This is a genomic window from Constantimarinum furrinae (assembly GCF_014295415.1).
Lineage (GTDB): Bacteria > Bacteroidota > Bacteroidia > Flavobacteriales > Flavobacteriaceae > Constantimarinum > Constantimarinum furrinae.
Map to the genome: position 1 here is coordinate 1185626 of NZ_CP052909.1, position 13993 is coordinate 1199618.

Annotated in this window: 13 protein-coding genes; 6 read left to right on the forward strand and 7 right to left on the reverse strand. The window is 39.1% G+C overall.

Going from position 1 to position 13993, the window contains the following annotated elements:
• Positions 1 to 147 precede the first annotated feature (147 nt).
• The gene (locus tag ALE3EI_RS05470) at positions 148 to 573 is read left to right on the forward strand and encodes a tellurite resistance TerB family protein (RefSeq protein WP_186991726.1); all 426 of its coding nucleotides are present in this window, start codon (positions 148 to 150) and stop codon (positions 571 to 573) included.
• On the opposite strand, the gene fbp is transcribed toward ALE3EI_RS05470, so the two are convergent.
• Positions 570 to 1592 (reverse strand): class 1 fructose-bisphosphatase, encoded by a 1023-nt coding sequence (gene fbp / locus ALE3EI_RS05475; protein ID WP_186991727.1) that lies wholly within the window; start codon positions 1590 to 1592, stop codon positions 570 to 572. The genes ALE3EI_RS05470 and fbp overlap by 4 nt on opposite strands.
• An 82-nt stretch (positions 1593 to 1674) precedes the next feature.
• On the opposite strand from fbp, the gene ALE3EI_RS05480 reads away from it, so the two are divergent.
• The 3 genes from ALE3EI_RS05480 to ALE3EI_RS05490 all read left to right on the forward strand — a co-directional run bounded on the left by ALE3EI_RS05480 (position 1675) and on the right by ALE3EI_RS05490 (position 5295).
• Positions 1675 to 2154, forward strand: coding sequence for a GNAT family N-acetyltransferase (locus tag ALE3EI_RS05480; protein WP_186991729.1), 480 nt, complete (start codon positions 1675 to 1677; stop codon positions 2152 to 2154).
• Positions 2154 to 3410, forward strand: coding sequence for an aspartate kinase (locus ALE3EI_RS05485; protein WP_186991731.1), 1257 nt, complete (start codon positions 2154 to 2156; stop codon positions 3408 to 3410). Before ALE3EI_RS05480 ends, ALE3EI_RS05485 begins: the two co-directional genes overlap by 1 nt.
• 73 nt (positions 3411 to 3483) lie before the next feature.
• Positions 3484 to 5295: a GNAT family N-acyltransferase gene (locus ALE3EI_RS05490; RefSeq protein ID WP_186991733.1), complete on the forward strand. Its 1812-nt coding sequence runs from the start codon at positions 3484 to 3486 to the stop codon at positions 5293 to 5295.
• On the opposite strand, the gene ALE3EI_RS05495 is transcribed toward ALE3EI_RS05490, so the two are convergent.
• Positions 5296 to 6264: a YitT family protein gene (locus ALE3EI_RS05495; protein ID WP_186991735.1), complete on the reverse strand. Its 969-nt coding sequence runs from the start codon at positions 6262 to 6264 to the stop codon at positions 5296 to 5298.
• Between the two features lie 367 nt (positions 6265 to 6631).
• On the opposite strand from ALE3EI_RS05495, the gene ALE3EI_RS05500 reads away from it, so the two are divergent.
• Positions 6632 to 8329 (forward strand): T9SS type A sorting domain-containing protein, encoded by a 1698-nt coding sequence (locus ALE3EI_RS05500; protein ID WP_186991737.1) that lies wholly within the window; start codon positions 6632 to 6634, stop codon positions 8327 to 8329.
• A 72-nt stretch (positions 8330 to 8401) separates the two neighbouring features.
• Positions 8402 to 9553 (forward strand): helix-turn-helix domain-containing protein, encoded by a 1152-nt coding sequence (locus tag ALE3EI_RS05505; protein WP_186991739.1) that lies wholly within the window; start codon positions 8402 to 8404, stop codon positions 9551 to 9553.
• Between the two features lie 73 nt (positions 9554 to 9626).
• Here the strand turns inward: ALE3EI_RS05505 and ALE3EI_RS05510 are convergent, their stop codons facing one another.
• The 5 genes from ALE3EI_RS05510 to ALE3EI_RS05530 all read right to left on the reverse strand — a co-directional run bounded on the left by ALE3EI_RS05510 (position 9627) and on the right by ALE3EI_RS05530 (position 13988).
• Positions 9627 to 10403 carry a DUF1206 domain-containing protein gene (locus tag ALE3EI_RS05510; RefSeq protein WP_186991740.1) on the reverse strand — a complete coding sequence of 259 codons (777 nt, stop codon included), beginning with the start codon at positions 10401 to 10403 and terminating at the stop codon, positions 9627 to 9629.
• A 26-nt stretch (positions 10404 to 10429) separates the two neighbouring features.
• Entirely contained in the window at positions 10430 to 11137 is a 708-nt protein-coding gene (locus ALE3EI_RS05515; protein WP_222614548.1) for a flavodoxin family protein, read from the reverse strand.
• Positions 11138 to 11182: 45 nt separating this feature from the next.
• The gene (locus ALE3EI_RS05520) at positions 11183 to 12202 is read right to left on the reverse strand and encodes an MBL fold metallo-hydrolase (RefSeq protein WP_186991742.1); all 1020 of its coding nucleotides are present in this window, start codon (positions 12200 to 12202) and stop codon (positions 11183 to 11185) included.
• 236 nt (positions 12203 to 12438) lie between these two features.
• Positions 12439 to 13227: a DUF6090 family protein gene (locus ALE3EI_RS05525; protein WP_186991744.1), complete on the reverse strand. Its 789-nt coding sequence runs from the start codon at positions 13225 to 13227 to the stop codon at positions 12439 to 12441.
• Entirely contained in the window at positions 13224 to 13988 is a 765-nt protein-coding gene (locus tag ALE3EI_RS05530; RefSeq protein ID WP_186992388.1) for a DUF6090 family protein, read from the reverse strand. The genes ALE3EI_RS05525 and ALE3EI_RS05530 overlap by 4 nt, the downstream gene beginning before the upstream one ends.
• Positions 13989 to 13993: the final 5 nt, after the last annotated feature.

Genomic DNA, 13993 nt, shown 5'->3' on the forward strand with positions numbered 1-13993 from the left:
TAAAAATACTAAATCACTTTTTGCATTCGACCTATATTAAGAAAAGTTTAGGGATGAAAATTTTTTCAGCATTTGTTCTCACAAAAATGAAGCGGAGTAATCAACTTGGTGGGCAAAAGTTTTATATTTGTAGCATAAAAAGTAACTATGACATTTAGAGATCTATTTGAAAGCGGAGAGCATTCAAGAAACTTAGGACATTTTGCCTCTATTGCTAATATTGCTGCCATTGACGGTGAGTTAAATGAGCATGAAGAACGACTGTTGAAAAGATTTGCGAGAAAACTGGACATATCCGAAGCTGAATATGCCGAAGTTTTAAAAAATCCGAAACGTTTTCCAATCAATCCGCCAAACTCTTCTGAAAAACGTTTAGAGCGTATGCACGATCTGTTTGAAATGATCTTTGCCGACCATGAAATTGATGATGAAGAACGCGGTTTAGTAGAGAAGTATGCTATAGGGTTGGGTTACACAAATGAATTGGCAGCCAAACTCATTAAAAGATCAATTGAGATCTATCAGGGAGGTCTTAATCTTGAGGATTACCGGTATCTGCTAAACAGAGATTAATTAGACTCCCCTTTTTCGGCCTTACGCATAAATTCTTCGGCGGTTTCAACCATTCGTTTGCTTCCGCAGAAAAAGGGTACCCTTTGGTGTAATTCTGTAGGCTCAATATCCAATATCCTTTTAAATCCGTTACTGGCCTTTCCACCGGCTTGTTCTGCAATATAGGCCATCGGATTACATTCGTAAAGCAAACGTAGCTTTCCATCGGGGTTTTTCGAGGTGTTAGGGTAAATATAGATTCCACCTTTAATCATGTTTCTGTGAAAGTCTGATACCAGCGATCCGATGTAGCGGGATGTATAGGGTCGGTCTTCTTCCTCTTGCTGGCAATACTTAATATAATCTTTCACACCCTGTGGGAAATGAACATAATTCCCTTCGTTCACCGAGTAGATCGATCCGGTTTCAGGGAATTTCATATTGGGATGTGAAAGGTAATAGGTTCCAATCGCCGGGTTTAAGGTAAAACCATTCACACCGTGTCCTGTAGTATACACGATCATAGTTGAAGTTCCGTATACGATATAACCCGCAGCAACCTGTCTGTTTCCGGGTTGTAGAAAATCTTCCAATGTCACCGGAGTTCCTGAAGGTGTGATCCTGCGGTAGACAGAAAAAATAGTTCCTACCGAAACGTTTACATCTATATTCGAGGACCCGTCGAGCGGGTCAATAAGCACCACATACTTATTATCGTTAAGTTCATTTCGCCCTTTGATCGTAATAAAATCATCCTCCTCTTCACTCGCTATACCACAAACGATCTCGCGGTTGGTGAGGGTTTTAATAAACGCTTCATTCGCATACACATCGAGCTTTTGCTGGTCTTCCCCCTGGATGTTGGTATCACCGGCAGCACCCAGTATATCCACAAGTCCTGCTTTGTTCACTTCGTGATTGACAACCTTTGCGGCAAGACGAATAGAATTGATTAGTCGCGATAACTCCCCGCTGGAATATTTAAATTCTCCTTGATTTTCAATTATGAATTCGCCAAGTGTCTGATTTTGTTTTGCCATTGTCCGGTGTTGTCGTGAATTTGCTGCAAATATCGGGATTTTTAAGAAAATGAACCGATATTTGTGGTTCAAAACCAACCTAATGGAAATAAAGATTCGTAAAGCCCTGAAAGAGGACATGCCGGAGGTAATGGAATTGATTCATGAGCTTGCTGTATTTGAAAAGCAACCCGACGCAGTAGAAGTTACTGTAGCCGAATTGCAGAAAGAAGGATTTGGAGAGGATCCCATGTTTCTTTGTTTTGTTGCTGAGGTGAATGAAGAAATTGTGGGAATGGCCCTGGTGTATTTCAGGTTTTCTACCTGGAAAGGTCGAACCGTGCATCTGGAAGATCTGGTAGTGAAGGAAAACATGAGGAGTAAGGGTGTAGGCGAGAGGTTGTATCGCAGGGTGTTGGAATATGCCTTGGAACAAGGAGTGAAGCGTGTACAATGGGTAGTGTTGGACTGGAATGAAGGGGCTGTCAATTTTTATAAGAGGACCGGAGCTTCAATTCTTGAAGACTGGAAACTTGTAGAAATGGAGCCTCCCGAGATTAAGAATTATTTGAACAAAGCATAATGAAGATATTCAAATTTGGAGGAGCCTCGGTAAAGGATGCCGAAGGCGTAAAAAATCTGGTAACCGTTCTTAAAACAACGAATGAAAAGAATCTCGTTGTGGTAGTTTCGGCCATGGGAAAAATGACCAATGCCTTTGAAGAGGTGGTTAAGGCCTATTTTTCTGAAAAGAAAGGAATGGAAGCCGCTGTAAGTGGTATTTATGATTACCACATGGCGATCATTTCTGAATTATTTCCGAATAAATCTCACGAGGTATATACCAAAGTAAACGAATGGTTTGCCGAGCTGAAGGCCTTTTTAAAATCTTCAAAATCGAATAATCACGCTTATGTATATGACCAGGTGGTAAGTTTTGGAGAATTACTTTCTACTACCATTGTCTCAGCATACCTTTCCGAAGAAAACATACAAAATACATTTCTCGACGTTCGTAACTGCATCAAGACCGATGCGGGCTACCGGGATGCTAAAGTAGATTGGGAACAGACCAAAGAGGCTATAGAAGAGCGGGTATCCAAAAAAGGGATTACTATAACACAAGGGTTTTTAGGTTCTGAAGGCAGTAATAATTTTACCACAACCTTGGGAAGGGAAGGTAGTGATTATACTGCTGCGATCTTTGCCTATTGTTTAAACGCAGAAAGTGTAACTATTTGGAAAGATGTCCCCGGCGTATTAAACGCCGATCCCCGATATTTTCAGAAAACCACCCTGTTGAATCATATTTCGTATCGTGAAGCCATAGAGCTTGCCTTTTACGGAGCATCAGTGATCCATCCCAAAACATTACAGCCATTACAACGAAAGGAGATCCCCTTATTCGTAAAATCCTTTTTACATCCTTTAGATTCCGGGACTTGTGTGGGTAAAGGCGTGACACTGGATCCTCAGACTTCTTGCTTTATTTTAAAAAAGAATCAGGTACTTATTTCGCTTTCATCCCTCGATTTCAGTTTTATGATGGAAGACAATATTGGCGATGTTTTTAAGTGGCTGCATCAATACAAGATGAAGGTGGAGCTTATACAGAATTCTGCCATTAGTTTTTCGGTATGCGTGGATAATAAGTTTGATAATCTGGAGCCGCTGCTTGCCAAATTGCGTTCGACCTTTAAAGTAAAATGGAATGAGGGTGTAACACTTTTTACCGTTCGTCATTCGCAACCTTCAGAAATTAAGGCCCTTACTCAAAATAAATCGGTATTACTCAAACAGGAGAGCCGAGAAACCGTACAACTGGTTGTTCAGGAATAGTACAGATTGTTTAACTATCTTTGTGAATAACCCGAAGATAGAGGAGGACTCATCTTAAAATACTAACAACCACATGGGATTAGTTAATGCTAAAGAAGTAGCAAAGGCGATTAATGTCGATAAATTTGGATTTATTGGCACTACTATGGGGTGGTTTTTGATGAAGATGCTCAATATTTCTACCATGAATAAGATCTATGATAGAAATAAACATCTAAGCGATCTTGAGTTTATTAATGCCCTGCTAGATGAATTTGAAATTAATTTTGAAATTCCTGAAGAAGACTTAAAACGCATCCCAAAAAGCGGAGCCTTTATCACCATTTCTAATCATCCTTTAGGAGGTATCGACGGAATATTGTTGCTTAAATTATTACTGGAACTCCGTCCCGATTTTAAGATCATTGCTAACTTTTTATTACACCGAATAGAACCTCTGAAGCCCTATGTGATGCCTGTTAATCCGTTTGAGGATCGCAAGGATGTGAAGAGCAGTGTCATGGGATTTAAGTCGGCAATAACTCATTTGCGCGACGGCCAGCCATTAGGGATTTTTCCGGCCGGAGAAGTATCTACTTACAGAGATGGGAAACTTGTTGTAGATAGACCCTGGGAAGTAGCCGCAATGAAATTAGTAAAAAAGGCTGAAGTACCTGTGGTTCCTATTTATTTTCATGCTAAGAATAGCAAGTTCTTCTACCGTCTGGCTAAATTGAGCGATACTTTGCGAACTGCTAAACTGCCTTCAGAATTGCTAACGCAGAAAGAAAGAGTTATAAAAGTGCGCATTGGAAATCCAATATCTGTGGAAGACCAGCAGGAGCATGAAACCCTGGACGCGTTTACCGATTTTCTTCGGAAGAAGACCTATGTGCTCGCTAATCCCTTTCAGAAGAAAAAATTACTGGAAAATATCCCGAAAAATCTCAAACTACCTAAGGCGCCTAAGAAAATTGCAGGCCCAATCCCCGTGGCTGCTATGGAAGCAGAGATTGACAAATTGCGCAATGACGACAAACGGTTGTTGATTAGTAAAAATTACGAAGTGTTTTTAGCACAGGCCGATCGTATTCCTAATATTTTACAGGAAATTGGAAGATTGCGGGAGATCACATTTAGGGAAGTGGGTGAAGGGACAAATAATGCTACCGACCTCGATAAATTTGACAGTTATTACCATCATATGTTTCTATGGGATAATGATTCTCAAAAACTGGCCGGGGCCTACCGTATGGGTCTGGGCTCACAGATCTTTCCTAAGTTTGGAATAGACGGATTTTATTTGCAGGACCTCTTCCGTTTCGAACCCGAATTGTATCCCATGATGAGTAAATCCATAGAAATGGGAAGGGCTTTTATTATTAAAGAATATCAACAACGGCCTATGCCTTTATTCTTGCTTTGGAAAGGAATCGTACATACTACCTTGCGCTTTCCAGAGCATAAGTTTCTTATTGGCGGGGTAAGTATAAGCAATAAATTTTCTGAATTCTCAAAATCTTTGATGATTGAATTCATGAAATCGAACTATTACGATCCCTATGTGGCGCAGTATATCAATCCTAAAAAAGAATTCAAGGTGAAACTCAAGGATGCCGATAAGGATTTTATTTTCGATGAGAGTGAAGCCGATCTCAATAAATTCGATAAGATCATCGATGAGGTGGAACCCGGAAGTCTTAGACTCCCTGTACTTATTAAAAAGTATATTAAACAGAACGCTAAGGTTGTTGCTTTTAATGTAGATCCTATGTTTAACAATGCGGTAGACGGACTCATGTACATTCGTATTGCCGATCTGCCTGAAAGTACTGTAAAACCTGTGATGGAGGAATTTCAAGCCGAGTTGGAACAAAAATACCTCAATAAGAACGAAGAAGAGTAATTATTTTAGGGGTCGCTTTTTGATCATCCCTCCTTTTGCGTCTTTTATGCTGTGCATGACCAAAAATGCATTCTTATCAATTTTGTCAATTTCAGTATGGAGTCTGGCAAGTTCCAGACGGGTGATGAGTGTGTAAATAATATCGGTTTCGTTTAGTTTTTCTCCTCGCTTTCCAAAGCCACGTTTTCCATTGTAAATAGTACAGCCACGCCCCATCTTTTCAATGATCGCTATTCTTATATCTTCGCTATAATCTGAAATGATCGTGACTCCAACATACTCTTCAATACCGGATACTATAAAATCGACAGTCTTTGATGCAGATAAATATGTGAGCATGGCATAAAGCGCGACCTCAACGGTAAAAATATAGGCGGCTACGCCAAAGATTGCAACGTTAAAAATAAGGATGATGTCACCAATTGTAACGTGGGCTTTCTTACTGAGGAAGATTGCGAGGACTTCGGTGCCATCGATCACGGCACCCCCTCTAATTGCGAGTCCGATACCCGCTCCCAAAAAGAATCCTCCAAAAACGGCAATTAGCAATTTGTCATCGGTGATCGTGGGAAGACTGATAAAATGAACGAGTATCGCCAGACCGAATATGGCGACCAGACTTTTAAGTGCAAATTGTTTTCCTATAGCTGAAAAACCTAAAATAATAAAAGGAATGTTCACTCCTATAAGCAATATTGATAAGGGCACGCCGGTAACTTTGGTTAGGATAAGGGAAATCCCTGTTGCGCCGCCATCTATAAAGGAATTAGGAAGTAAGAAGCCGTTAAGTCCAATAGCTGCGGCGATTATTCCGAGCAAGATAAAACCGCTTTCCTTAAAGAAGTGGTTGAATTCGACTGCGGCCTCATTTAGTTGCTTTTCAAATTTCTTTCCGGATTTCTTTCCGGGAGTTCCTCTAAGTCTCCACTCGGCTATTGTTTTGGCTATATTTTGAAAAATAAACTTCATGAGTTGTTTTATGCGAATCTACTAAAAAACATGACAAAAAATCCTTATAAAACTTTATAAAAATTGCTTTTAGAATATAAAAGCGTCCCTTAATTATTCTTCGGTTTTTAAAAGTATACATCGACTAAGATACCGCCCATACCCTTTAGGATTTCTGTTCGAGCATAGGAGGTATCATCCTAAACAGTGTTGATCGTATCACGCTTTAATTTCAAGGCTTATAGCCCCATGGGAACTGATAAAAAATGACTCGATATTGATAAATTTTAACGTCTCATTGGACGCAATGAGTCGTTTTTGATCTTTCAATGCAATTGTTTTGCAGGGTATAAATTAAAAAAGCGTATAACTGAAAAACTAGATTAAAATGAAAGGTAAAAAACAATTTATTACAGGGATGTTAATCCTAACAGGCTTAATGATGAATTCCCAGGAGATACAATGGGGAGGCAGATTTGGTGGTATAGGTGAAGATGTGATCCGGTCAATGCAGGTTGACGGGTTGGGAAATACATATACAACAGGCTACTTTACAGATACAGCAGATTTTGATATTGGTACTGGGGAAGTATTTCTTACTTCAAACGGATTCTATGATGTCTTTATATCAAAACATGATACAAATGGTAACTTCGAGTGGGTTCGTAAAATTGGGGGAACCGGATTCGAATACGCTGTTGCAATGAATACAGATGATCTAGGGAATATTTTCCTAACCGGGGTGTACGAAGGCACAGTTGATTTCAATCCCGGTTCTGAAGAATATTTACTTACTTCATCGGGAGGGTTGGATATTTTTATATTAAAGCTCGACCCGAATGGTGAATTTGTTTGGGCCCGAAGTGTCGGGGGGGTTGGATATGAAGAATCTACGGCTATTGATATAACACCTGCCGGAAAAGTAATTATACTGGGATATTTTTATGAAGAAGTAGATTTCGACCCTGGAGTGGGAACTTATTTAATGAATAGTATGGGAGGTAGTGATTCCTTTATACTCACTTTAGATGAATTTGGAAATTTTGAATCGGGAGAACGTTTTGGAGGGAACGACCTTGATCTTGCCATGGACATGGTAATTTCTGATGCTGGAGGTATATACATTACAGGATTTTTTGAAGGTTCTGCCGATATGAACCCTCATGCCTTAGAAGAATTTATTGTGACTGCCGAATTAAATAGTCTTGCCACCTATGTTTTATACCTCAATCCGGATGGAGAATTTGTGAATGCTGTACACACGCGAGGGGGGAATACGCTTCCAAATGGAATAGCTACTGATATTTCGGGGAATGCCTATGTTACTGGATACTTCGACGGGGTAACTAATTTTGATCCCGACCCATTAGCCGGGAACCAGTATCTATTCGAATCATTATTAGCTTCCAATGCGTTCATCATGAAACTCGACAATGCAGGCAATTTAAGTTGGGCTAGGCAAGTAGTATCAGACGAACCTGTCTTCGCATATGATATTGCGGTAAACAGTCTTGGACAGGTACTTTCTACCGGTTATTTTGTTGGTTCGGCAGATTTTGACCCATCGACAAGTGAGTTTTTACTATCACAGGAATCGGTGAATGCCCAAGATGCTTATCTAAGTATTTTGGATTCTGAAGGGAATTTTGTTGATGCTAAAGCATTCGGGGGAATAAGTTTTATTGATACCGCCGATTTGGCATTAGATGCGGCAGATAATGTGTATTTGGCGGCACATTTTGAAACAACCGTGGACTTAAATCCCGACCCCAACGTTTCTGAAACAGTGAATAGCATCGCTTTTAGAGATAGCTATATCATTAAACTCACTCAAAATACATTAGGAATTGAAATACCTGCGTATATATCCTATAAGGTAGCACCCAATCCGGCAAATTCATATATTGAGGTTAGCGCGACTAAGAATCTTGTATCTACCAACTATGTAATATTTGACTTACATGGAAGAGCTGTGATCTCAGGAGTCTTCTCAGATTCTGGAGTTATCGATGTTTCATCGCTTAGGGCCGGGATCTATTTGATTAAACCACAAAATTTAGAACCATTAAAATTTATAAAAATTTAATAATCCTCTCTGGTTTTACATATTGTAAATTTACAAATAATGCCCTAATTTTCCGATGTGGAAGAATGGGGCATGTTTGTAGATTTTATACTGATAGGAGGCATGATTACTATGGCTTCTATGATCTTATTTTTGATAAAATCAACCAAAGATTTTTCAAAAAAAATTCTTATCGGATTTTTTCTAAGCGGCTTTTTCTTCTTTCTCTATTATTATGCCTTCAATCATAATGCTAAAATTCTAGGTTCCGTTGCATTTCTCTTCGGAAATGGGGTAGGCTTTTATCTGGGCCCATTTACCTATTTTTATCTGCGGTCGCTTTATGAGCCAAAAAATGAGATAGTTTTGAAATTGATGGTCGCCCTGATACCATTTTTTTTACACTGGATATTAGTAAATGTTCCTGTAGCCTTAAGCATTCCCACAGAATTATTCAGAACCTACGGAAAAGGTTATGCCGTAGTGGCAGATTATATAAATTTGGGTGAAAATTTGTTCTTCCTGTCTTTCCTATATTTCTCCTTCCGCGTAATGCGGGTTATGAAACAGAAACGGCATCAATTTTTTTCTGAAACTAAGAGGGGTAATTTGATATGGTATCGTATTTTGTTAATCGGACTCATCGTAATTATATTTCTGGATAGTTTGTTTTCGGTGTATGAATTAATATATCCTCCTCTTTCATGGAATATTGGCACGATCATAGCTTTTCTTTTTGTGATTCTCTACAGTCTGTTCGGCTACAGGGGTATATTTCAATCGCATTTAAAATTAGATTTCGCTGAATTAAATCCGCGAGAAAAAAATATTCATAACAACCATCCTAAAAAAGGTGAAGTATTGCATCCGGGTGGCAGCAGCGCGATGACTTCAAGTGAAGTACTAAAGTATACCCAAGACCTTAGCGTATTGATGGAGAAGAATAAGATATTCAAAAATGAATCTTTAAGACTCAATGATCTTGCAGATCAATTAGGAATAACCACAAAAAAGCTTTCAGAATTGCTCAATCACCATATGAACACAAGCTTTTACAATCTGGTCAATGATTATCGTGTAGCGGAAGTAAAAACCAAATTACAATCCAAGGAAAATTCAAGATATAATCTTGTAGGATTGGCCTTCGATTCCGGATTTCAATCTAAAGCAAGTTTTAATCGAGTTTTTAAAGAAAAGACCGGCATGTCTCCAGGCATGTACAGAAAGAAATTTCTTTCGACCTAAGCCGGTTAATTTTAATACTGCAGGATTATTAGCAAATTAGGGTTACCGACTATGGCTTTGGTTTAATTTTCGATCACAGGAGTTTTTCGCCATATCGCGATCGTATGATCATAAATCCTCCATATAAGGCCAATCCTAACGCTATGATCCCCAAAATGAGAAGTCCGAACTCCTCTTTTATATAGGTAAACACATCCTTTTTCCCTATTTGTTCAAATTGTCCGGTAAAGGCGGTTTTAAGAAAAAGAAACGCCATGATACAACTTACTACCCCGCGTGAAATGATTCCTGTATTCCCGGCTCGTATAAGCCATGTCTTAGAAATCTTTGGCAGCTTTGAAGCCTTTACTTCTTCCTTAAACTTGCCTTTATAGGCATGATAGAATTCATAAATTCCCTTTCCTGCAAGTACCAATCCAATTAGAACCGCAACTATCTCACCTGCTCCCGACGTCATGACTTTTCTAATTAAATTTCCTCCGGTAGCATTACTACCCAAAGCTCCCAATAAAATGGTTATCGCTATGTATATGAGGAAAGAGTAAAATAAGGCACTAATAAAGTATGCTGCTTTTTTTATAACTTTCTTTTTTTTGTTAGTTTCATCTTCCGAATTTCCAAATATTTGGACTAGTCGCCAGAAGACATATCCACTTAGTCCAACACAAATTAAGATCAATAGAATTTTACCGAATAATTGTTCCGAAATAAATTCTATGACATTTCTACTACCTGCTATTCTCCCCCCTAGTTTAAAGGCAGACATTGCTGTAAGTACTCCTATTAACAAATAGAGTATTCCCTTTGTGGCGACGCCTATCCGTGCAAATCGGTTCTTCTTGTTTTTCAATTCAGTGATTTAATTATGTAAGCAACTTACCGATATTCCGGATTTTCAAAATTCCAACGAGTGCCATCGTCCCAGTCTCCGCGTGAATTCCCATACCCCGGGTATCCTCCCTGATCCTTTAAAATTTTTGCCAGATGCAGTAAATTATAAGTCATAAAGGTAGTATTCCGGTTGGTGAAATCATTGTTTTTTGCATCACTTTCTTCATCATTATAGCTGGGGCCGGGTCCCGCTTCACCTATCCAGCCACAATCTGCCTGTGGCGGAATGCTATATCCAATGTGCTGAAGGGCGTATAAAGTCCCCATGGCGACATGCTTAATACCATCTTCGTTCCCGGTAATAATACACCCTCCTACCTTTCCGTAGAAATAATACTGTCCTTTATCATTGCGCCTTCCACTTTCACTATATAGTCGTTCGATAAGTTTAGTGGCAACCGAGGATTTTTCCCCAAGCCAAATGGGAGTTCCTATCACCAGAATATCGGCACTTTCAACTTTTTTCCACAGCGAGGGCCATTCGTCTTTTTCGGCTCCATGCTCGGTCATATCGTGATAGACTCCATAAGCTAGTTCATGATTCACCAATCTTACATATTCCACCGTAACCCCTTCGGCTCTCATAATCTTTATGGAAACATCCATAAGTGCTTTAGTATGACTCATTCGGGGAGATCTTTTAAGTGTACAGTTTATATAAAGGGCTTTGAGGTTGGAAAAGTCAGATTTCATGATGCGGTATTTTGGTGGTTATTTCTGAATCTTGAGTCGGGAACATTACAAACTTATTACATCGTGAATGCGGGCGATATTAAAACCTTCTTCAATTACAGCCTTATAGACTTCACTTTCGGGGTCGAGTAACGGATTGGTGTGATTAAAATGAATAAAGTGAATTTTGTTCTTTTCGGTTGAAGGCAGCGCTTTAAAAAGTGTCATACTTTCAATGACAAAGGGATGTGGTATTTCTGAAATATCCCTGTAACCGATCTCTTCGGCATCATAAAAAGTTGCATCCAGAAAGGCATAATCCACTTCAGAAATGGCATCTACAATTGAAAGTTCCCATTTTTCCCACTTATCGATATCGGGGATAAAGAGCGCTGATTTTGAAGGTCCTTCAATTCGATATCCAACCGTTTCTGAAAATTCATCGCGATGAGGAACTTTAACCGAAGTCACTTTCAGATGTTCTGAAAGTAGTATTTCTTCTTCAGCATGTATTTCGTTGAGAATAATGTTCTTGTTCGTGAAAAGCTGACTCCACGGTCCGTTGGTTTCCAGAAATATTTTCATACGCGGCATAGAAAATACGGGCACTTCAGAAGCATTTACAGCCTCTTTTCCCAGATACATGAGACCGGCGTAATGTCCAATATGCGCATGCGTGAGAAAGATCCCATCCGGGATTTCCTGTTCAAAACCTGAAAAGGTATGAAGCACTTTCAGTTGTGAGGTAATATCGGGTCCGGCTTCAAAAAGATAGGTTTGCTGTGCTTGTGTATCGATCAAACCCAATGAAACCACTTTTCTCAAGGGATCGGGATTTTTAAATAACGCTTTACAACAATCCCGTTTACATGCGATATGTGGTGAGCCGGCGTCCTGCACGGTGCCAAGGATTACCAAAGAGGTGTTGTCAACCACGGAGAAGGTAGGGTTCGGAACCGCGTTCGCATTTGTTTCATGCTGACTGTTGGAGCATGAACTAAACAGTATTAGCGTTATAAGAAACACAGCAATGGCCGGAACTTTTATTATAATTCTACGATATAAAGCTTGAACGATTACTGACATTTTTTTTTCTTATGGGCCTTGCTCAGATTGTTTTCAAGATAGCACTCCCAATAAATTACAGCTTCAGAAACCCTGGTCTTTAGAGCTGCAAGAAGGGTGACACCCTTAGTATTTCAACAGTTCTTACTCGGCATTTACTGCGCAGCCTGTTCCTGTGAGTTTTGACAATGCATTTGCATGAGTTGAGAACCGATTTACCTTTAGCACTAGCTCTCTAATATAGTGATAGAATCTTATCATTTTGCAATTTCCTTGTCAATTAACGAGATCAAATCTTCTATGTATTTCACAAGATCCCTGTGTATACCGGCCAGGTATCCATTATTCATAAATGATAGTCGTAAACCGTTTATAAATTTCTGGTCCTGATGTTGCCAGTTGGCGTCTTCAATTAGTTTTTTGTGTAACGAAGATTCAATATCCTTTGCCGAGAGTCGCTTCGGAAATCCGAAAGCAGGTTCTGTTAGGTCGAAAAATCCTAGGGCCAGCATATTTTCTGCATGTGGGTCGTAAAGATAGGTCTCGAATTCTCTTCGCATATGGTCTTCACCCGAGGCAATGGCTACATAGGTTTTGTCAAGCTCTAATAATCTGTTCTTTATCGAATCGTTTTTGATTAAACTAAGATTGCCCGAACTCAGTAATTCTTTAAAGGTATTGTTGTTAGGAACAAAGGTGTTCCATATAAAAACCCGTTCGTATGTATCAGTATAGCGCTCAACATCTTCAATCGTTTGAGGAGCCTCACCGTTTATTAATGCAGCACTGGCTTCGGCTTTTTCAAATCGATAGTTGGCAAAGTAGGTGCTGTTTTCAAGTTCACTAACCAGATCTGCTTTAAGGTTTTTCAGAAAATTGACTTCGACGGCTCTTTCTTTTCTTTTCTCATTCCAATTATTGATCTGCAATGCAATGAGTATCCCAATCACTACCAATACAATTTCCCCTATGGCATAAAGCGCATATTTCGAGAATCGGTTTTCTACCAGAAGACGTTGACGAATATGGCGGAAGAATTTTATCATTTAATTGCATGTTCCAACAGGCGTTTTACCCCATTGAGTTGAATTAATACATAGCTAATATACGCCAGCTTAGAGTCTAAATTTCCAATAAGAAATACCAAGTCTTTTTTTAATTGTGAATCTCTCACTAAGCTACTGAAAGCAGCATCAGCCATTTCTGGTTCAAGACCTATGTCACATTTCTCCGGTAGCATAACCGAAATGCTTCTACGCGTGCCTATATAAATGTCGCCACAATTTGACCGTATCCGGTCCTGAATTATATGTGGCATAATACTTCTTAGATTCTCTCTGTATCTATTGGGTAGACTAATAATGACAGATTCATTCCACTTTAGTTCATAATATGAAATGATGGATTGTTTTAAACTGTCACTTCGCAACAGATTTATTTGCCCGGACGCAATTAATTCCTGATACGTAGAATTTGGAGCTCTTGCATCGCTAATTTGACTTGCTTGGTACAGGTCGATCAGGCTCTCTTCAGGATTGTAATCGACATTGTCATAGTTTTCAAAATATTGAATAGCTTTTTTAGCACGATCACTTACCTGAGTATTGTATTTAATATAAGATTGTAGATAATTTTCTTCTTCATATAGATCATCCAAAAGACGTGAAATAAAATTTGCTTCTAATTTATTGTTCTTTCGATCTTCATTCCAATTATTTATTTGAAGGGCAATCAGAATACCAATGACTACAAGTATAATTTCTCCAACGGCATACTTTAAATACTTGCCCGTCTTGTTGTTTTCCATTAGGT